The sequence below is a fragment of the Novosphingobium sp. SG707 genome, assembly GCF_012275515.1.
GTDB lineage: Bacteria > Pseudomonadota > Alphaproteobacteria > Sphingomonadales > Sphingomonadaceae > Novosphingobium.
This window is the reverse complement of the sequence record NZ_JAAZQL010000007.1, coordinates 160,521-179,812: the sequence shown is the minus strand read 5'-3', so window position 1 is coordinate 179,812 and position 19,292 is coordinate 160,521. Positions and strand designations below refer to the sequence as shown.

14 protein-coding genes are annotated in these 19,292 nt (G+C 63.7%); 6 read left to right on the top strand and 8 right to left on the bottom strand.

Translation table 11 applies throughout. The features are described from left to right. Positions 1-50: 50 nt before the first annotated feature. Positions 51-1,379: an acetyl-CoA hydrolase/transferase family protein gene (locus FHW92_RS19125; protein WP_168604872.1), complete on the bottom strand. Its 1,329-nt coding sequence runs from the start codon at positions 1,377-1,379 to the stop codon at positions 51-53. Between the two features lie 204 nt (positions 1,380-1,583). Here FHW92_RS19125 and FHW92_RS19120 point away from each other — a divergent pair, with 204 nt between their 5' ends. Continuing rightward, entirely contained in the window at positions 1,584-2,585 is a 1,002-nt protein-coding gene (locus tag FHW92_RS19120) for a LacI family DNA-binding transcriptional regulator (RefSeq protein ID WP_168604871.1), read from the top strand. A 1-nt stretch (position 2,586) separates the two neighbouring features. On the opposite strand, the gene FHW92_RS19115 is transcribed toward FHW92_RS19120, so the two are convergent. The 4 genes from FHW92_RS19115 to FHW92_RS19100 all read right to left on the bottom strand — a co-directional run bounded on the left by FHW92_RS19115 (position 2,587) and on the right by FHW92_RS19100 (position 8,181). Next, a complete protein-coding gene (locus FHW92_RS19115; RefSeq protein WP_168604870.1) occupies positions 2,587-3,450 on the bottom strand; it encodes an ROK family protein in 864 nt (287 codons plus the stop codon). Position 3,451: 1 nt separating this feature from the next. Continuing rightward, positions 3,452-4,627 carry a glycoside hydrolase family 68 protein gene (locus FHW92_RS19110; RefSeq protein ID WP_210428596.1) on the bottom strand — a complete coding sequence of 392 codons (1,176 nt, stop codon included), beginning with the start codon at positions 4,625-4,627 and terminating at the stop codon, positions 3,452-3,454. A gap of 88 nt (positions 4,628-4,715) precedes the next feature. After that, positions 4,716-6,788 carry an alpha-galactosidase gene (locus FHW92_RS26250; RefSeq protein WP_349237713.1) on the bottom strand — a complete coding sequence of 691 codons (2,073 nt, stop codon included), beginning with the start codon at positions 6,786-6,788 and terminating at the stop codon, positions 4,716-4,718. After that, entirely contained in the window at positions 6,754-8,181 is a 1,428-nt protein-coding gene (locus FHW92_RS19100) for an MFS transporter (RefSeq protein ID WP_246870279.1), read from the bottom strand. The genes FHW92_RS26250 and FHW92_RS19100 overlap by 35 nt, the downstream gene beginning before the upstream one ends. A gap of 455 nt (positions 8,182-8,636) precedes the next feature. Between FHW92_RS19100 and FHW92_RS19095 the strand changes: the two genes are divergently transcribed. The 3 genes from FHW92_RS19095 to FHW92_RS19085 all read left to right on the top strand — a co-directional run bounded on the left by FHW92_RS19095 (position 8,637) and on the right by FHW92_RS19085 (position 14,127). Then, complete coding sequence (locus FHW92_RS19095; RefSeq protein WP_168604869.1) at positions 8,637-11,129, top strand: TonB-dependent receptor; 2,493 nt, start codon at positions 8,637-8,639, stop codon at positions 11,127-11,129. A gap of 110 nt (positions 11,130-11,239) precedes the next feature. Then, on the top strand, positions 11,240-12,754 hold the full coding sequence (locus FHW92_RS19090; RefSeq protein ID WP_168604868.1) for a tryptophan halogenase family protein: 1,515 nt from the start codon (positions 11,240-11,242) through the stop codon (positions 12,752-12,754). Continuing rightward, positions 12,751-14,127, top strand: coding sequence for a putative 2OG-Fe(II) oxygenase (locus FHW92_RS19085; RefSeq protein WP_168604867.1), 1,377 nt, complete (start codon positions 12,751-12,753; stop codon positions 14,125-14,127). Before FHW92_RS19090 ends, FHW92_RS19085 begins: the two co-directional genes overlap by 4 nt. On the opposite strand, the gene FHW92_RS19080 is transcribed toward FHW92_RS19085, so the two are convergent. After that, positions 14,118-14,966 carry an aldose 1-epimerase gene (locus FHW92_RS19080; RefSeq protein WP_168604866.1) on the bottom strand — a complete coding sequence of 283 codons (849 nt, stop codon included), beginning with the start codon at positions 14,964-14,966 and terminating at the stop codon, positions 14,118-14,120. The genes FHW92_RS19085 and FHW92_RS19080 overlap by 10 nt on opposite strands. Before the next feature lie 189 nt (positions 14,967-15,155). Between FHW92_RS19080 and FHW92_RS19075 the strand changes: the two genes are divergently transcribed. After that, complete coding sequence (locus tag FHW92_RS19075; protein ID WP_349237717.1) at positions 15,156-15,620, top strand: (2Fe-2S)-binding protein; 465 nt, start codon at positions 15,156-15,158, stop codon at positions 15,618-15,620. Further along, a complete protein-coding gene (locus FHW92_RS19070) occupies positions 15,617-17,824 on the top strand; it encodes a xanthine dehydrogenase family protein molybdopterin-binding subunit (protein ID WP_168604864.1) in 2,208 nt (735 codons plus the stop codon). The genes FHW92_RS19075 and FHW92_RS19070 overlap by 4 nt, the downstream gene beginning before the upstream one ends. A gap of 37 nt (positions 17,825-17,861) precedes the next feature. Here the strand turns inward: FHW92_RS19070 and copD are convergent, their stop codons facing one another. After that, the gene (gene copD, locus FHW92_RS19065; protein ID WP_168604863.1) at positions 17,862-18,767 is read right to left on the bottom strand and encodes a copper homeostasis membrane protein CopD; all 906 of its coding nucleotides are present in this window, start codon (positions 18,765-18,767) and stop codon (positions 17,862-17,864) included. Beyond that, positions 18,767-19,156: a copper homeostasis periplasmic binding protein CopC gene (gene copC / locus FHW92_RS19060; protein ID WP_168604862.1), complete on the bottom strand. Its 390-nt coding sequence runs from the start codon at positions 19,154-19,156 to the stop codon at positions 18,767-18,769. The genes copD and copC overlap by 1 nt, the downstream gene beginning before the upstream one ends. Positions 19,157-19,292: the final 136 nt, after the last annotated feature.

The window sequence follows — 19,292 nt, the reverse complement described above, 5'->3', positions numbered from 1 at the left end:
CCAGATTAGACGGCGCGCGCCATGTCTGCCAAGCCCTTATGCCCGCTGCATCAGCCATTCCCTGTCAATCGCATCGCATGGGCCTCGCGATACAGGTCCTCGCGGAAATCGGGATGGGCGATGGCGATGAGAGCCTGCGCACGCTCGGCCAGCGTCTTGCCCTTCATATCGGCCACGCCATATTCGGTGATCACCAGATGCGTGTCATTGCGCCCCGTGGTCACCGGCCCGGACAGGCGCGGCGTGATGCGCGAGATCGTGCCGCCCGCTGCTGTGGAATGGCATGCGATTATCGATTTGCCCCCCGCCGACATATAGGCGCCGCGCACGAAATCGACCTGGCCCCCGGTGCCGGAAAATTGCCGCCCGGCCACGAATTCGGAGTTGCATGCGCCGTGGAAATCGACCTGCGTGGTGGCATTGACCGAGACGACGCGATCATTGCGGGCGATCACGGCGGGGTTGTTGACATATTCGACCGGAAAGGCCTGCGCGGCGGGATTGTCGTCAATGAAATCATAAAGCGCCCGGTCGCCCAGCGCGAAGGTGAAGATGGAGGCGCCGGTATGGGTCTGCTTGGCCGAATTGTCGGCCACGCCCCGGCGCACCAGTTCGGCAAGGCCGGGGGTTATCAGCTCGGTATGGATGCCAAGGCGGCGATGGTGGTGCAGCCCCGCACAGACCGCATCGGGCAGCGCGCCGATCCCCATCTGCAAACACGCGCCGTCATCGACCAGCCCCGCAATGATTTCGCCAATGCGAATGTCGACCGGAGACAAAGGCGCGGGCGGCACTTCGACCAGCGGCGCGTCATTTTCCAGCAGCGCGGCCACATCCGACAAAGGCACGCGGCAATCGCCCCGCACGCGCGGCATATGGCGGTTCACCTCAAAGACGATCCTCGCTCCCGGCTTGCGCGCCACGGCCAGCGCATAATCGGTGTTGGTGCCAAGGCTGAAGAACCCCTCGTCATCCATCGGCGAGACGGTGGCGATCAGCGTATCGACGCCGACATGTTCGACCATGGAGCGCGGGATCTGGCTGAAATGGGATGGGATGTAATCGACAAGGAACTCATCGCCCCCGCGCCCTTTATCCAGCATGCGTTCGACGCCGCTGTGGAAATAGCTCATCGGGATCAGGCGGTCGGTCAGTTGCGGGTCAAAGATGGTGCGCCCGGCAATCGCGGTGCAGAGCATATAGTAAAAGCGTATGTCGCGCGCCGCGCACGCCCGCGCTCGATCGGCCAGAGCATGCAGCAATAGCGGCGGCGCCCCTGCGCCCAAGGACAGCGCAACCCGCGCCCCGTCGGGGATCCTCGCGGCGGCCATGGCCGGGGTGGTCAGGCGGGCGCGATATTGCGCATTCAGATCCATCATCACCGTCTCATCCTCTTGCGCCCCGTTCCGGCGGGGTCTGCATAGCAGAGTAGAGACAGAGGTGCGCGCGGCCAAGACCTGCCAAGGGCGGATCATGCCCGACCATCGGATTATATGGACAAGCGCGGCTGTTAGATTAGTCTTGCAATTGTTTGCCTGTGGCCCGAGAAGGCCCGATCCTTCGCCAGAAAGCGCCCCTCAGGCATGAGCAGAATTCGCAATATCAAGGAACTGGCCGATCTGGCCGGAGTGTCGACAGGTACGGTTTCGCGCGCGCTGGCAGGCTCGACCCTGATCAGCCTCAAGACGCGCGAACGGATTCAGGCGCTGGCCAAGGAGCATGGATTTCGGCCCAATCTGCTGGCGCGCAATTTGCGGATTCAGCGTACCAACACCATCGGCGTGCTGATCCCGCTGGGCCATGAAACGGCGCAGCATCTGACCGATCCCTTCTTCATCACCATGCTGGGCCTGCTGGCCGACAAGCTGACCGAGCGCGGCTATGACCTGCTGCTCAGCCGCGTGATCCCTACCGACAGCGCTTGGCTGGACCGGATCGCCACATCGGGGCGGGTCGATGGCTTGATCGTGATCGGGCAATCGGATCAGGCCGCCACGATTGACGCGGTGGCCAAGGATTACCGTCCGCTGGTGGTCTGGGGCGGCTATGATGCCGATCAGGTGCATTGCAGCGTGGGCAGCGACAACCGCAAGGGCGGCGATCTGGCGGCCAGCCATCTGATCGCGCAGGGTTGCCGCAAGATCGCCTTTTTCGGCGATCCCAAAACGCGCGAGATCGAGCAGCGTCTGCAGGGCGTGCGCGATGCTCTGGCCCGCGCAGGCATGGGCGAGCCGCATATTGAGCCCGCGCATCTGACCGATGATGAATTCGGGCCGGAAATCGCCGGTTTTCTGGGGCAGGCCGCCGATGGGCCGATCGGCATCGTGGCCGCCTCGGATGTGATCGCGCTCAAGACCTTGCGGGCGATGGCGGTGATGGGCCTGTCGGCGCCGAATGATGTGCGTGTGATGGGCTATGACGGGCTGACCATCGGCGAGCACACCGTGCCGCAGCTTTCTACGATCTGTCAGGATCTGGTGCGCGGCGCAGAGCATCTGGTGGACATGCTCGTGCGCCGCATCGCGGGCGAGGACACGCAAAGCGTGGTGATGGAGCCGGAACTGGTCCTGCGCGCCTCGGCGTGAGTTAAATACCCAGCGCCACCGCCAAAGCGCCCAAGAGGCCCGAATTGTCACCCAGCGCGGGGGCGACGATCACCTCGGCCGGATTGCCCACGAAATAGCCCGCGCCGCTTTGCGCGGCCATGGTGCGGACTTTGTCCAGCAGGCCGGGCGTGGCCGTGACCCCGCCGCCCATGACGATGCGGGCCGGATCCATGATCGCCTGAAACGTGACGGCGGCCTGCGCCAGATACCATGCGATGATGTCCGCGCCCGGATGGCCCTCGGGCAATTCGGAGAGCGAGACGCCCCAGCGCGCGATGATCGCCGGGCCGCAGGCCAGACCTTCGAGGCAATCGCCATGGAACGGGCAATGCCCGGCAAAATCCACATCCTGAGGATGGCGGGGCATACGGATATGCCCCATTTCCGGGTGCGACAGGCCATGCAGCAGCCGCCCGTCGGAAACAAAGCCGCCGCCAACGCCCGTGCCGATGGTCAGATAAAGCAGCGAACCGGCCGCCTTGCCCGCGCCCCAGCGCGCCTCGGCCAGAGCCGCGCCGTTGACGTCCGTTTCCAGCCCCACACGGCAGCCAAACGCGCGCGCAAACGGCCCGGTCAGGTCCGCCCCGCTCCAGTGCGGCTTGGGGGTGCGGGTGACATGGCCCCATGTGGGCGAGGCGCGGTTGAGGTCGAGCGGGCCAAAGCTGGCGATGCCGATGGCCTCGGGCTTGAGGCCTTGCTCGCGAAACCAGCCGATGGTGGCGCCCAGCGTTTCCTCGGGCGTGGTGGTGGGGATGCGGTGGCGGGCATAGATCGTGCCCTCTTCATCGGCGATGCCCGCCACGAATTTGGTGCCGCCCGCCTCGATCAGGCCATATTGCGCCATCTTATGCCCCCTTTACCCCAGCCTGATCTATCCATGCCCGATCGCCATCCAGCGCGATGCGGAATGTGGGTGCAGGCGTACCGCCAAAATGAGCGCGCCGCCATGCCGGATCGTCCACTTTCGTTTGCGCGGTGCAGGCCGGATAGTCGATGAAGCCCCAGACATCGAGATCGGCATCCACCCACCAGCTATAGGTCTGGAACGGCGCTTCATCGGGATTGGCCGCGACAAGCCCGGTGCCGTTGAGCGGACGCCAAGGCCCCAGTACATCATCGGCCACCGCGCCATAGACGCCATTGGGGCCGGAGGGGCCATCGGGGGCAAAGACCTTACGCTGGGTGGACCAGAACAGGTAATAATGCCCGCCGCGGTGGACGAGGAGCGGGCGCTCCTGCTCATTGTTCAGCCCATCGGCGCTCAGGATCGGGGGCAGGATTTCCCACTCGGTCAGCGCCTCATTGGTGGCCCGCGCAATGCCGATGCAGCCGTTGAAGGCATGGGTCGAGGCTTTGAGCGAGCCGGTAAAAACGATATAGGTCGCCCCATCCCTGGGATCGCGGAAATGGGCCGGATCGCGGAAACCCTTGATGAAGCCCGGCGCGCCCTCGCGCTGGTTGACCAGCACGTAGTTCACATTGTCGGCAATGATATTCTCATGCGGGGGGCTCCATCCGGTGATGGTGAAATCATCGGTGTTGAGCTTTCCTTTGGTCTGAAACAGGCGCTGGGCAAAGGAGCGGGTTTCCTCGCCCGGATAGCCCGCGACCGTGTAGAACAGCGTGACTTCTGCGCTTTCCGGATGCCACAGCGCGCTGCCTGCCCATTCGCGGCTGCCGGGGTTGAACCCGTCGGGCAAAGCATGGCCATGGTCGCGCCACGTGCCATCGGCGGCATGGGTCATCAGGCGGATGCGCACGATGTCATGGCGCGCCTCCGGATCGGGCAGGGCGGGGGCGCACAGCACGAACCACAGGCTGGCCCCGTCAAACAGGGTCGTGCTGCCATCGGCATTCTGCAGCGGCCAGAGATCCCACAGGTCAATGCCGGGCAGGATGGGGTGAACATCGGCCGGATCGATCAGCGGAATGGTATTTTGCGCGGACGTAACAATCGCGCTGACATGCTGCGCGCGCCACGTGGAAATCGAGGGGGGAACGCTGGGCTGCGTCACGGTCATTCTCTCCCGGTATATCTGGCCATTTCGGGCTTGTAGGTGATGATTGCTGAATAAGCAATCGTTTGCATTCTTATGCACGCGGCTTGGATCAGCGCGCGCTCAATTCATAGACCAGCACTTCCTCGCCCTTCATCGGGGGCAGAGGCAGACCCATCCGGGCCAGCCACGCACCGTCCATGTCGACCGCCGCCGTGCCATCGCGCGTCAACCGATAGCGCCGTGCAGGATCGACCATGTCGAGGCGCAGATGCGGTTGATGGCGCATGGTGGTCGGCGCGGTGCGGGTGACGATCAGCAGCAGCTGGTCCTCATCGCCATGTGCCTGCCAGACCACGCTGTCGCCCGCTTCGCCCTGCCACACGCGGCCATGGTGCAGGCGGTCGCGCAGGGCTTTGTAGCGGGCGATGGTGGCGGCCAGATCGTCCGTTTCGGTCTGGGTCAGTTTGCGCAGGTCAAGCTCGACCCCGAAATGGCCGGGCAGGGCGACGCCCGCGCGGAAGGGCATCGACTGCATCCGCCCCGTTGAATGGGCAGGGCAGGCGCCGACATGGCTGCCCATCACCTCGGGCGGCATGAATTGCAGAAAGCCGCGCTGGATCGAGACGCGGCTGATTGCGTCGATACAGTCGCTTGTCCAGAAACGATGCGTATGGGCGATCACGCCCGTATCGATCCGCCCGCCGCCGCCCGCGCAGCTTTCGATCTCGACATCGGGGAAGGCCGCGCGCAGGCGCGCCATCAGCTCATAAGTTCCAAGCACTTGGGCGCGGAACTTCGCTCTGTTTCCGGCATGGGTCAGGTCGCGGTTGTGATCCCATTTCAGATAGGAAATCGGAAGCTCGCGCAAATGCTGCGCCACCGCATCAAACAGATAGTCGCGCACCTGCGGCAGGCTCATATCCAGCACGAGTTGGTTGCGCGCGCCCAGCAAGGGGCGGCCCGCGATATGCAGCGCCCAATCGGGATAGGCACGGTAAAGATCGCTGTCGGGGTTGATCATTTCGGGTTCGACCCAGAGGCCGAATTCCATGCCCAGATCGACCACATGGCGCGCCAGAGGCATCAGCCCATCGGGATATTTGCGTGCATCGACCACCCAGTCGCCCAGCGAAGAGGTGTCATCATCGCGCCCCTTAAACCAGCCGTCGTCCAGCACATAGCGCTCGATCCCCACGCGCGCGGCGGCATCCGCCAGTTCTTTCAGCGCATCGAGATCATGGTCGAAATAAAAGCCTTCCCATGTGTTGAGATGGACCGGACGGGGCTTCATCACACCATCGGGCCATGTCATCCGCGTTCGGATCGCGCGGTGAAAGGCCCATGACACGCCATTGGCACCATCCGCGCTGCATGTCGCCAGAAGCTCTGGCGTGGTCACGCTTTGCCCGGGCGCGAGGCGCATTTCGCCCGGCGCCAGCGCCTCGCCCATGGTCCATTGATGGCGGCCGTCGTCCAGCCACTCGATGGATTGGATGTGGTTGCCGCTCCACGCCAGTTGTGCGCCATAGGCCGCGCCATCCGCGCAGGAAACGATCGCGCCGGGGAAGCAATCATGGCTGGTCAGGCCACGCCGGTTCTCGCGCCGCCACTGGCTGCGGGTCAGCGCATCGTCGATGGCGACAAATTCGCTGTTATGCCGTCCTCCATAGGATCGCACGCGGTCCGCATCGACGGGCAGGGGCAGATTGCCCGAGGCCAGAAATCCGACCTCCAGCACGTCATCGCCCGCATTGGTCAGCGTGGTGGAGAGCGTGAGCGTGTCCGTCGCCGGATCGAGGCGGGCGGTGATGGCCACGGCGATCCGCGCCACATTGTCCGCCATGTGGAAGATCACGCCATCGGCGATCTTTTCCACGCGCATTGCGGTGATCGCCTGTGCCCAATCCTGTCCGGCGCGGCTGGCCACCAGGGCGCTTTGCCCGAACCAGCCCATGCCCATGGTGGGAAAGATCGACAGCGGCTGGTCGAAATGCAGCGAGAAGCTGGGCTCGGGCCGCGTATCGCGCAGGGGGGCGGGCGGCACCACGCCATCGGGTAGGCGCGGGCCCCAATAGCGCCAGAGTGGCGCCTCATCGGGCCGCACTTCCCAGATGGCCGTGCAGGCGGGCGAATGGAGCGTGACGAATTCAGGCGGCACGGCGATTGCCCTCGGGAATGTCACGGACGCGGATCATGGTCAGGCCCGCGCAGAATAGGAGAAGGGCGGCAAAGCTGATCGCATGGCGCGGATCGGCGTTCAGCACATGGCGATAGATCCAGCCGAAGGTCAGCCCGTTGATGAGCATGGGCAATACGATCATCATATTGAAAATGCCCATGTAAACCCCGGTCCTTTCGGCCGGGATGGCGCGGGCCAGAATGACATAGGGGTTGCCCATGATGCTGGCCCAGCCAAGGCCGAGGCCCAGCGCCGGGATCATCAGCGCAAGGTGGCTGCCCAATTCGGGCATGGCCAGCGTGGTGAAAATGGCCGGGGCATGGGCCGATCCCGGGCCGACGCCGGGCAGCATCAGCAAGGACAGCGCGCAAAGCATCAGCGCCACCATATGCATCCGCGATGCGCCAAACCGCCGCGCCAGAGGCACCATGGCAAAGGCTGCGGCAAAGCCGATCAGATTATAGAAGGCCCCCAGTTGCTGGGTGGTCAGCACCGCATCGCGGAACAGGGCGCTGGTCTTGTCCGCGGTGCCAAAGGCCGAGCGGCCGATGGAAAGCGCGGCATAGGACCAATAGATCGAAAAGCCATACCATTGAAACAGGCTCATCCACGCCATTTGCCGCATCGCGCGGGGCATTTCGACGATGGCCTGAACGATCTCGCGCAGGGCGGCCCCGGCGGTCTTTTCACTGGCCGCGATGCGTTCGCGTTCATCGGGCGTGGTGGGCAATTCGGGCACGCGCAGCACCGACCACAGGATCGTGCAGATCGACAGGACCGCGCCGATCAGGAAGGAAATATGCGTGATCGTGGGGATATTATGCGCATCCACCGCATTGCGATCCACCCCGAACCAATAGACCAGGATCGAAGGGCTGAGAAAGGCCATGCATTGCGCAAGGCCGGTAAAGGCGCTCTGGCTGAGAAAGCCGAGCTCATGCTGATCGGCGTTCAGCCGGTCGGAGACATAGGCGCGATATGGCTCCATTGTGGTGTTATTTCCCGCATCCAGCAGCCACAGCAGGCTGGCCGCCATCAGCAGGCTGGAGGAATGCGGCATCAGGAACAGGCCAAGGCTGCACAGGATCGCGCCGATCAGGAAATAGGGCGTGCGGCGGCCAAAACGCGAGTCGGTCCGGTCGCTCATCGCGCCTACCAAAGGCTGGATCAGCAGCCCCGTCATCGGCCCTGCCAACTGCAGGATCGGCAGGCTGGCCTCATCGGCGCCCAGCCACGAATAGATCGGCACCATATTGCCCTGCTGCAGGCCAAAGCTGAATTGCAGCCCGAGAAAACCAAGGTTCATTTCAACAATGCGCAGCAGCGACAGATGGGGCTTTCGGGCGTCTGTGCGGGTCGGGTGAGCAACCAGATCGGCGGGGGCGGCGTGGGCCATGGGCATCCTTTCCTGACGCCCTCTTCATGGGGCTGACTCGTTCTTGCTCCATTGGCTTAGCCTGTGTCACGGGGAAGTGCAACAATCGTTTGCATAGATTTGCCGCACTTTCCGATTCGCGGGCTGTTTTATGTGTCGGTGGGGTGGAGCCAGAGCTCTGTCGGACTGGGCGATCTGATCCTGTCCGGAGATATTAGCGTCTAACCCGCAGCTTGCCTTGTCGTAACTTTAACGCGCGCGCGTGAGGGTGTAAAACCATGTTTCAAATCGATCCCGGATGATGAGGGCCGGGGTTGGTGTAGCCGATTTGCCACAGGAAAGGAAAAGTCAGAACCACAAATGCACTCGATTGCAAAACCTATTGCAACCGATTGTTTTGGGGTTTAGAGGGATTTTTTATGAGCTGCCCGGAAGAACCCGGGGGCGTTCCATACCTCTTGGGGGAGGATCAGATCATGAAATCAGTTTTCAAGTCGTGCGTATCGTTTGCCGCGTTGAGTCTGGCCAGCCTTTCGGCCCCTGCCATGGCGGCGGACGCCGCATCGGGCGACAAGCCGGATGACTCGCAGGCCATCGTGGTTACCGCTTCCAGCGCTGGCAAGACTGCGCAGAACAGCTCGATCTCGGTCTCGCAACTCAGCCAGGAAGCCATCACCAATTTCACCCCGCGTTCGCAGGCCGAAGTGCTGCGCTCCATTCCCGGTCTGAACGTGCAGGATACTGCCGGTCCGGGCGGCAATGCCAACATCGGCGTGCGCGGCATTCCGGTTTCCACCGGCGGTTCGGAATATGTCGGCCTTCAGGAAGATGGCCTGCCGGTTGTGCTGTTTGGCGACATGCAGTTCGGCAACAATGACTATTGGGTCCGCTTTGACAACAATGTGGACCGCGTAGAAGCGGTGCGCGGCGGCAGCGCTTCGACCTTCTCCAGCCAGGCGCCGGGCGCGGTCATCAACTATGTGTCCAAGACCGGCACCAAGGAAGGCGGCGAAATCGGCCTTTCCACCGCGCTCAACTATCGCGAATTCCGTCTCGATTTCGATTATGGCGGCAAGATCAGCGACACCGTGCGCTATCACCTTGGTGGCTATGTGGTGGATGGCAACGGGCCGACCCATCTGCCCTACACCGCCAGCAAGGGCTATCAGATCAAGGGCAACATCACCAAGGACATCGCTGACGGCAAGGGCTATATCCGCCTGAACTTCAAGCGCCTTGATGATCAGGAGCCGACCTTCACCTCGATGCCCGCACTGGCCACGCTGTCGGGCAATACGATCACCGGCTTCTCGCCATTGCCCGGTGTGGACGCTCGCCAATATGCTTCCACCGGCATTTATAACCGCAATTTCAATGTCCTGGCGGCCAATGGCTCGCTCCAGAATGTCCAGATGCAGGGCATCCATCCCGTCTCCACGGCGGTGGGCGGAGAGTTTCACTATGAATTCTCGCCCATCTTCACGCTGGATGAAAAGATCCGCTGGACCGATATGAGCGGCACGTTCAGCAACCAGTGGACCGGCGAAATGGCCACCAGCAGCCTGCTGGGCCAGACCATCGGCAGCGTGAACGGCACAGCGGATGCGCGCATGATCGGCGCGATCAAATATGCCGCCGGTCCGCTGGCCGGACAGGCTTACACCGGCGCTTTCCTGTCGAACAGCGCGCAGGCCTATGTCAACATGAAGGATGTAGGCAGCCTGGCCAGCGATCTGACGCTCAAGAGCAAGTTTGATGTGAAGGGCGCCAAGGTCAATATCCGCGCGGGCTGGTTCCACATGCGCCAGAACATCTCGATGGATTGGCGCATCAATAACGCGACCCAGACGCTGAACAGCAATGGCAACCCGGTTCCGCTCAACCTTTACACCGCCGCCGGCGCCCAGCTTACCGCCAATGGCGTGACGGGCTATAACAACCAGTGGGGCGGCTGCTGCGGCGGGCGCAGCTATGATGTGGCTTACACCGACGATGCGCTCTACCTCGAAGGCGAAACCGATATTGGCCGCCTGAACCTCTCGGCCTCCTATCGCCGCGATATGCTTCAGGCTGACGGCGTGTCCTATGGCACCACGCAGACCGGCACGATCACGGTTACCGATGCTTTGGGCAGCGCCACCTTGCCGACCTGGAACACCTCCTCGGTGGTGGCGGACCGGCTGAACTACACGAAGAGCTATTCCAGCTGGTCGCTGGGCGCGCTCTACAAGCTGACCGACAACACCAATGTCTTCGTCCGCGCCAGCAGCGGCGGCCGCTTCAATGCCGACCGCATGCTCTATGGCGGCAACAGCTTCACCGCCGATGGCAAGCTGACGGCGGGCGGCGACCACCTCGCGGTCAACACCGTGACGCAGCAGGAAGTGGGCGTGAAGCACAACGGCAGCATCGGCGGCGCGCGCTATCACGTGGAAGCGACCTATTACCGCGCGCAGGTGAAGGAATCGAACTACGATTTCACCGCCATCAGCCGTGGGCAGAACCCGTTCACCGACACAATCTATCACTCCAGCGGTGTCGAGCTTTCGGGCAATGTCCGCTACGGCGATTTCGCGATGAACGGCTATGTGGTCTATACCGACAGCAAGGACACCAAGACCAATCTGACCCCGATGGCCATGCCCAAGTGGACCTTCCTGGTCTCGCCCAGCTATGACATGGGCAAGGCGGCGATTGGTGTAAGCGTTTCGGGCCAGTCCGATTTTTCGATCGGCACGATCACGGCGCCCGGCTCGGTCTTTGCCAATGGCTATGTCAAGGTTCGCCCGATGGACAATGTGGAAGTTGGCTTCAACGTCAACAACCTGTTCAACACGCTGGGCTATCGCGCCAACAATGGCAGCCTTCAGGCGCGCGGCGCCGGCGGGTTGACGGCCAATCAGGCGATCTTCGACAATTCGGCCATGCTGGGCCGCACGATGACCGCCTCGGTGAAGTACAAGTTCTGATCTGACCGGCCATAACAGGCCGCAGCAAGAGAAACGGGGAGGCGGGCACGGAAGGACACTTCCGGCCCGCCTTCTTTTTGGTCTAGAACAGAGAAACAAGGGAGAAGACGATGGGCGATTCCGATCGGAAAATCCGCAGGATTCTGGTTGTTGGCGGCGGCTCGGCGGGCTGGATGGCGGCCGCGATGCTGGCCAATGCGCTCAGGCAAAATTGCGCGATCACGCTGATCGAAAGCGAGGAGATCGGCACCATCGGCGTCGGCGAGGCGACCATCCCGCCCATCCGCATCTTCAATGAAACGCTGGGCATCGACGAGCGCGAGTTCATGGCCGCCACCAAGGGCAGCTTTAAACTGGGCATCGAATTTGTTGGCTGGGGGCGTGAGGACAGCCGCTATTTCCACCCCTTTGGCCCGCATGGCCGCAATTTCGATATGGTGCCGCTGCATCAATATTGGCTGAAAGCGCGGATGGCGGGGGATGACACGCCGCTCCATGATTATTCGATGGCATGGCATATCGCGCGCGCCGGGCGCTTTTCCCACCCTTCGCCCGATCAGCGCAGCGTGCTCTCCACTTTTGAATATGCCTATCATTTCGATGCTGGCCTTTATGCCCGCTTCCTGCGCGCCTATGCCGAAAAGCGCGGCGTGACGCGGGTGGAGGGCAAGATTGCCGATGTCGGGCTCAACGGCGAAACCGGCTATGTGCGCGATGTGACGATGGCGGATGGGCGCGTTATCGAGGCCGATCTGTTCATCGACTGCTCGGGCTTTCGCGGGCTGTTGATCGAGGGAGCGCTGAAAACCGGCTATGAGGACTGGTCGCACTGGCTGCCCTGCGACCGTGCGGTGGCGATGCCCTGCGCCCATCCCAAGGCCGATCCCAACCCCACGCCCTATACCCGCTCCACCGCGCGCGAGGCGGGCTGGCAATGGCGGATTCCGCTGCAACATCGCATCGGCAACGGCTATGTCTATTGCAGCGACTTTATGGAGGATGACCGCGCCGCCGAGTTGCTGAGCCAGCGCCTCGATGGCGAGGCTTTGGGTGATCCGCGCCATGTGCGTTTCACCGCAGGCCGCCGCCGCCAGCATTGGAACAAGAATGTCATCGCGGTGGGCCTCTCCTCGGGTTTCCTCGAACCGCTGGAATCGACCTCGATCCACCTGATACAGGCCAATATTTCCAAGATTCTCGCGCTTTTCCCCGACAAGGATTTCGATCCCGCCACCCGCGATGAATTCAACCGCATCGCCCATGGCGAGATGGAGCGGATTCGCGATTTCATCATCCTGCATTACAAGCTGACCCAGCGGCAGGACAGCGAGTTGTGGCGCTATGTTTCGGCCATGGATATTCCCGATACGCTGGCGCTGAAGATCGAGCATTTCGGCCGCCATGGCCGTTTGATCGCGCGTGAGCTTGATCTGTTCGCGCCGCCCTCGTGGCTGGCGGTGCATGTGGGGCAGGGGAATATCCCGGAGGGCCTCGATCCGCTGATCGACTATCGCGGCATCGATGCGCGCGACTGGCTGGGCAAATTGCGCGGCGCGATGGCGGCCGAGGCGGCGCGTATGTCGATGCATGGCGCGGTTCTGGCCCAGCATTGCGCGATGTCATGAGTTCGATCGCGATCCAGTGGCGGGATCGCGCCCGCGTGCTGCGCTCGATGCAGCGCGTGATCGAGGCCGACGAGGCCATGGCGCAGGCCCATGCGCTGGCGCCCGATGATCGGTTGATCGCCTTTCTTCACGCGCAATCGCGCTATGAACTGGGCTACCCTGCTGCGAATCTGTTTGCGCAGGTCTGCCGCCTGTGGCCCGACAATCCCGACGCCTTGCGCAACCAGGCCATGGCGCGGGCCGGCGAGGGGGATGTTGGCGGGGCGGTCGATCTGCTCTCCGCCGCGCTGGGGCAAGATCCGCAATGGCTGGATGGGCATCGCGTGCTGGCATCGCTGCGCTGGGTGGCGGGCGATGCGCAGGATTTCGATGCTTCCTATGCCGCAGCCGCGCGCGCGCATCCCTGCGCGCAGGGCCTGTGGCTGGGCTGGTTTTCCGCCGTGGCGCAGCATCGCGACTGGCCCCGCGCCTGCGCCATTCTGGACGAGGCCGAGCGCCATCTGGGCCAGACCAAGCCCCTGACCGAGGCGCGCCTGTTCATCGCCAGTGAAAGCGGGAATGGGGCCGAAACCGCGCGTCTGCTGGCCGCCACATCGGCGTGGGACGATCCCTTTATCCAGATCGCCCGCATCCGCGCTGCCCTGCGGGCGGGTGATCCTGCGCGCGCGCTCTCCATCGCGCTGCCTCTGGCGCAGGTCGCTCCCGGATCGCCGCTGGCAGGGCAGGCGTGGCCCTATGTCTCGACCTGCTGGCGCCTGCTGGATGATCCGCGCAGGTGCTGGCTCGATGACGATTTTGTGCGCAGCATGGACGTGGGACTGGGCGAGGGCGAACTGGATGAACTGGGCGAATGCTTGCGTGCTCTCCATATCGCGCAATTGCCCTATCCCGAACAATCGGTGCGTGGCGGCACGCAGACCGACCGCTCTGTCCTGCTGCGCCATGAGCCGATCCTGCAACGCGTCCGCGAGGCATTAATGGCGGCGGTGAAGGATTATGTCGCGGCTTTGCCCGCGCCCGATCCCGCGCATCCCTTGCTTTCGCGCCGGCGTCATGACCTGCGGATCAGCGGCAGCTGGTCGGTGCGCCTGACGGGCGGGGGATACAACATCCCCCATTCACACCCGATGGGCTGGATCAGCAGCGCCTTCTACGTCAGCCTGCCCGAGGAGGACGCGCCCGCGCCCGCCGGTCATTTCCACTATGGCGCGCCGCCGCCCGAACTCGGCCTCGACCTGGCGCCTTATGCCACGATTGCCCCCCGGCGGGGCCATCTGGTGCTGTTCCCTTCCACCCTGTGGCATGGCACGGTGCCGACCACCTCAGGGGAGCGCCTCAATATCGCTTTTGATATTGTGCCTGTTCAAGCCTGAAAGGCAAAGTGATAGCGCTGGCTGCGGCGCTCTCCGGCGGGCAGGATATCCTGCGGCCCCCATTCGCCCCGGCCAAAGCTGTTGGGTGCGTGGCTGACCGGTTCGACGCAGAAGAAATCATGGTCGCCGGGGCAATAGAGGTGAAAGCCCGCGCCGGGGCCGGACAGGGTGACGGTCATTTCCGGCCCGGCAATCACGATCTGCGGATCGGGTGCGACAAAGAAATTGTCCAGCCCCTCCAGTGCCTCGATCCCGACCGGAGCGCCGGAAAACAAGCCCGATTCCTGCGGACAAACGGCAAGACCGGTGGGATCATTGAACCACATCACCTCGGCGCTGGCCGTCACAGTGCTTTCCAGTGAACGCGGGAAATAGGGGTGGAGGCCAAAGCCTGCGGCCATGGCTTCGCTCTCATGCCGGTTCTCGATGGTGAGTTCGACCCACAACCCATTTTCCTCCAGCGTAAAGGCCTGCCACGCGGCATAGGGCCAGGGCCAGTCGCCGGCGGCCTCATCCAGCCGCAACGTGGCATGGTCGGTCCCGGCCTGTTCCACGCGCCACGCCCGCTGCCAGCCATTGCCGTGGATCGCATGGGGGGCGCCCAGAGGATCCACCGCAATCGCATGATCCGCCCCGTTCAGCGCCATCCGCCCATGCGCGATCCGGTTGGCAAAGGGCACCAGCGGAAAACACGCCATATCGAGCAGATTGTCCCCCGCCGCGCGACGCAGCACCGGCACCCCGCCGCAATCGAGCGCCCGGATCGAGCCGCCCAGCGCGGGCGCGATCTGGCAAATGGCATCGCCCTTGGCGAGATGGATCAGCGTGTCATCGGTCATGGGCGGGTTCTAGCCGGATGCCGGGAAAAGAGAAGAGCTGTGCAAACGGATGGAATGGCAAATTATGCTCCGTTGCCGTTGAATGAATTTCATGATGAATGCTATAGGCCAAGCCGTTAATATCGCCCCATGCGATAATGGGCCAAGCACCCCCGCCAAGGCCCTTAACTTGCCGAGATTTCAGGAAAAATCATGATCGAATTGACCATCAACGGCCAAAAACGCCGAGTCGATGCCGAGAGCGACACGCCCTTGCTCTGGGTCCTGCGCGATGATCTGGGGATGACGGGCACCAAATATGGTTGCGGCGTGGCGCAATGCGGCGCCTGCTCGGTGCTGGTCGATGGTTCGGTGATGCGTTCCTGCGTCACGCCGGTCGAGGCCGTGGCGGGCCGCAAGGTGACCACGATCGAGGCGATGGAAAAGGACCCCGTGGGCGCGAAGGTCGTTGAGGCATGGGTCAAGCATCAGGTGCCCCAATGCGGCTATTGCCAGTCGGGACAGGTGATGGCGGCGGCCTCTTTGCTCAAGCAGAACGCCAAGCCCACCGATGCCGATGTCGAGGCCGCGATGGTCAACCTGTGCCGCTGCGGCACCTATAACGCCATCAAGGCGGCGGTGCGCGACGTGGCCGGATTGGAGAAGAAGGCATGAACCTGCCGTTTCAAACGCCGGTGAATGATCCGGTCAATGTCTCGCGGCGCGGCTTTATTGCGGGCGCCGGCGTGGGCGCGCTGGTGCTGGGCTTTGGTGTGCCGATGGGCGCGGCGCGGGCGCAAGGGGCCGCCAAGGTGGTGCCGGGCACGCGGGTCCCGGCCTTTCTGGCGATCCGGCCTGACAACACCATCCTGTTTCAAAGCCCGTTTGCCGAGGGCGGGCAGGGCGTGTGGACCGCGATGGCCCAGATCGTGGGCGAGGAACTGGACGCCGATCCGGCCAGTTTCACTGTCGAAAACGCGCCTCCCGGCCCCGATTATCAGGTGGTCTTTGGCCAGATGCGGATCACCGGCGGGTCTTTCTCGGTGCGCAGTTCCTATGCCACGATGCGCAAGCTGGGCGCGACGGCGCGCGCCATGCTGGTGCAGGCCGCTGCGCAGAAAATGGGCGTTCCGGCGGGCGAATTGACGACCGAGCCGGGCCGCGTGATCCACAAGGCCAGCGGCAAGGTGATGACCTATGGCGAGCTGGCGCCCGCCGCGCTCGATATGCCTGCGCCCGCCAATGTGGCGTTGAAGGATCCCAAGGACTTCCGCTGGATCGGCAAGCGTCAGGCGCGGATCGACGTGCGCGCCAAATCGACCGGCAAGGCGCAATTCTCCATCGACATGAAGGTCGAGGGGATGCTCCATGCGGCGGTTCAGCACGCGCCGCGTCTGGGTCAAACGGTGGGCAAGATCCGCAATGAGGCTGAGGTGAAGGCGATGAAGGGCGTGCATTCGGTGCACGTCCTGCCCGGCGCGGTGGCCGTGGTGGCCGAGCGTTTCTGGCACGCGCGCCGCGCGGTGGAGGCAGCGCAGGTCGATTGGGCCGAGGCAACCGGCGAGACCTATCGCCCGATGCCCGCCGATTTCTCGACCGAGGCTTTCGCGCAATACCTCGCCAATTATCAGGGCAAGGAAGAGGTTGCCGAAACCGCAGGCGACATGGCCGCCAGTTTTGCCGGGGCGGCCAGCACGGTGACCGCCACCTATCACAGCCAGTTCGTCAACCATGCCCAGCTTGAGCCGCCCTCGGCGCTGGCGCGGTATAATGCCGATGGCACGCTGGACATGTGGTTCCCCAATCAGGCGCCCGAAATGTTCCTGGCCGAGGTGGTAAAGGCCTCGGGTCTGGCGGCGGACAAGATCAACATCCATTCGCCGCTGCTGGGCGGGTTCTTTGGCCGCCACTTCATCTATCCCCATGGCACGCCCTGGCCGCAGGCTCTGGAACTGGCCAAGCGGGTGGGGCGACCGGTCAAGCTGATCTGGACGCGCGAGGAGGAATTCCTGCGCGATCCGTTGCGGCCGATGGCGGCGGTGCGGTTTCGCGGCGCGCTGGACGCTAAGGGCATGCCGGTGGCCATCGAGGCGATCAGCGTGACCGAAGGTCCGACCGAGGGCATTGCCGACAAGCGCGCGGCCAAGCTGGATGATGCCGCTCTGGAAGGGCTGACCGGCAAGAAATATGCTTTGCCCGCCAAGCGCATCGCGCAGGTTTTCGTGAAAAGCCCGACCACGCTGGCCTATTGGCGCTCGGTGGGCAATTCGATGAACGATTTCTTCTATGAGACGTTCCTTGACGAACTGGCCGACAAGGGTGGGCAGGACCCCTATGCGCTGCGTCTGAAACTGCTGGAGGGCAATGCGCGGCTGACCAATCTGATCAAGGCGGCGGTCGATCTGTCGGGCGGTTGGAAGGCTGGTCCCTTTACCGCGCCCGATGGCAGCAAGCGCGCGCGCGGCATCGCCATGGCCTCGCCCTTTGGCACCGAAACCGCCGCGATTGCCGAGGTCTCCATCGCCGATGGTCAGATCAAGGTCCACGATGTCTGGCAGGCGATTGATCCGGGCAGCATCGTCAACCCCGCGATCATCGAGGCGCAGGTCAATTCCGCCGCGGCGCTGGGCCTGTCCGAAGTGCTGATCGAGGAGGCCGTGTATAAGGACGGGTTGCGCGCGGCGCGCAATTTCGACGGCTATCCGATCCTGACGCCCGACCGAATGCCGCGCGTGCATGTGCGGATCGTGGAAAGCGGCGCGCCGATGGGCGGGATTGGCGAACCGGGCCTGCCCGCGGTGCCGCCTGCGGTGGCCAATGCGGTCTCGCGTCTGGTGGGCAAGCGGATGCGGAAGATGCCGCTGGCCAATTTTGCCTGAATGAAGCGGAGCGGCGGGTTAAAACCCGCCGCTTCCTTTATGCGGCGCCCATTGGATCCATCGTGCCCGCCGCCGCAATGCACCAGATTACGCCCAGCGCGAGCAGCGTTTCGAGCGTAACACTGCGCCGCAGCGCGGCCAGAGCGCGATGGCGCGCGCGCGGGTCTATCGCCCGCTCAAGAGCAGGCACCAGATGGAACCGGTTATGCCCGGCCAGCAGGAACATCGCGCCAAACAGGCCTAGCTTGGTCAGCAGCAACCGGCCATAGGGCGTTGCCGCCATCGCGCCCCATTGCCCCGGCGGGGCCAGAAACAGCAGATTGCCAAAGCCGCTGAGCACCAGCACGCCCACCAGCACCGTGCCGATCAGCGCAAATCCGCCTAATTGCCGCCCCAGACGGGCCAGCGCCGTGCGATCATCGGCCCCGCTGCTCCACACCAGCGCGGTAAACAGCAGCAACGCGCCCAGCCATGTCAGGCCCGCCCACAAATGCGCCATATCGCCGCCTAGCCGGACCAATGAGGCAAAACCCATCGAGGCCGCCGCGTGGCCGCCCCAAGCCAGACAGGCCGTTGCCAGCCCGCCCAGCACCGCGACCGCCAGCAAAGGCGTATTGCGCCGCCGCCACAGGATCAGGCCCAGCGCCAGCGTCAGAAACACCCCGCGCGCGATCGCCGCCCAGCCCAAGGCCGTGTCGGTCAGCATTGTCGAGACCATCTCGGTATCGAGATCGGCAACCGTGCCGGCCGCCATGCGGGCCAGGATGAAGGCAAATTCGCCAGCCCCCAGCGCCAGCCCCAGAACGCAGCCCAGCCCCAGCACCCGCCGTCCCCAAGGCGAAGCGACACGCTGGCCCAGCAGGCGGGCCGTCAGAGCAGCACCAAACACCAGCCCCAGATCCATGAACTGAAGCCAGCGCAGCCAGACCAGCGTTTCGCCCATCACTTGACGGTAAAGTTCAGCTTGCCAGCCACGCGATGCGTGTCGGTCGAAACCACATGCCAGTTGGCCTCATAAGTGCCGGCGGGCAGCGCGCGGGGCAGCTTGGCCACCAGCGTCACCTTGTCGGCGGCAAGGGCGGTTTTAACGCCGGTCATCTTCATCGGTTCGTGATTGGCCATGCCGGGCATCCCGGTCATCACCACATCCATGCCCGACATCGCGGCCATCAGCGGCTCGCTGAACGTGATCGAAACCTGCGTCACCTTGGCGGCGGCGGTCGAACCTTCGGCCGGGTTGGCGGAAACGATCTTGGGATGGGCCAGCGCGGGTGCGGCAAAACCGGCAACCGCAACACAGGCGGCCAGAGTGGAGGCGAGAATATGGCGCATCGGATCGAACTCCCCGGATAGGAACTGGTAAAGGCTTTTGCCCGATCCTGTCATACGATCATCGGGCGCAGGAGTGAAAGGGCATTTCGGCCTTGCGGCGCGCAACACTATGCCGTTTCGCCGCGCCGCTTTGGCA

Excerpts from the sequence above, each read along its gene's own strand:
- copD (WP_168604863.1), bottom strand. The coding sequence starts at position 18,767 with ATGGGCGAAACGCTGGTCTGGCTGCGCTGGCTTCAGTTCATGGATCTG.
- FHW92_RS19100 (WP_246870279.1), bottom strand. The coding sequence starts at position 8,181 with ATGGCCCACGCCGCCCCCGCCGATCTGGTTGCTCACCCGACCCGCACA.
- FHW92_RS19125 (WP_168604872.1), bottom strand. The coding sequence starts at position 1,379 with ATGATGGATCTGAATGCGCAATATCGCGCCCGCCTGACCACCCCGGCC.
- FHW92_RS19070 (WP_168604864.1), top strand. The coding sequence starts at position 15,617 with ATGAACCTGCCGTTTCAAACGCCGGTGAATGATCCGGTCAATGTCTCG.
- FHW92_RS19120 (WP_168604871.1), top strand. The coding sequence starts at position 1,584 with ATGAGCAGAATTCGCAATATCAAGGAACTGGCCGATCTGGCCGGAGTG.
- FHW92_RS19115 (WP_168604870.1), bottom strand. The coding sequence starts at position 3,450 with ATGGCGCAATATGGCCTGATCGAGGCGGGCGGCACCAAATTCGTGGCG.
- FHW92_RS19090 (WP_168604868.1), top strand. The coding sequence starts at position 11,240 with ATGGGCGATTCCGATCGGAAAATCCGCAGGATTCTGGTTGTTGGCGGC.
- FHW92_RS19080 (WP_168604866.1), bottom strand. The coding sequence starts at position 14,966 with ATGACCGATGACACGCTGATCCATCTCGCCAAGGGCGATGCCATTTGC.
- FHW92_RS19110 (WP_210428596.1), bottom strand. The coding sequence starts at position 4,627 with ATGACCGTGACGCAGCCCAGCGTTCCCCCCTCGATTTCCACGTGGCGC.
- FHW92_RS19085 (WP_168604867.1), top strand. The coding sequence starts at position 12,751 with ATGAGTTCGATCGCGATCCAGTGGCGGGATCGCGCCCGCGTGCTGCGC.
- copC (WP_168604862.1), bottom strand. The coding sequence starts at position 19,156 with ATGCGCCATATTCTCGCCTCCACTCTGGCCGCCTGTGTTGCGGTTGCC.
- FHW92_RS19095 (WP_168604869.1), top strand. The coding sequence starts at position 8,637 with ATGAAATCAGTTTTCAAGTCGTGCGTATCGTTTGCCGCGTTGAGTCTG.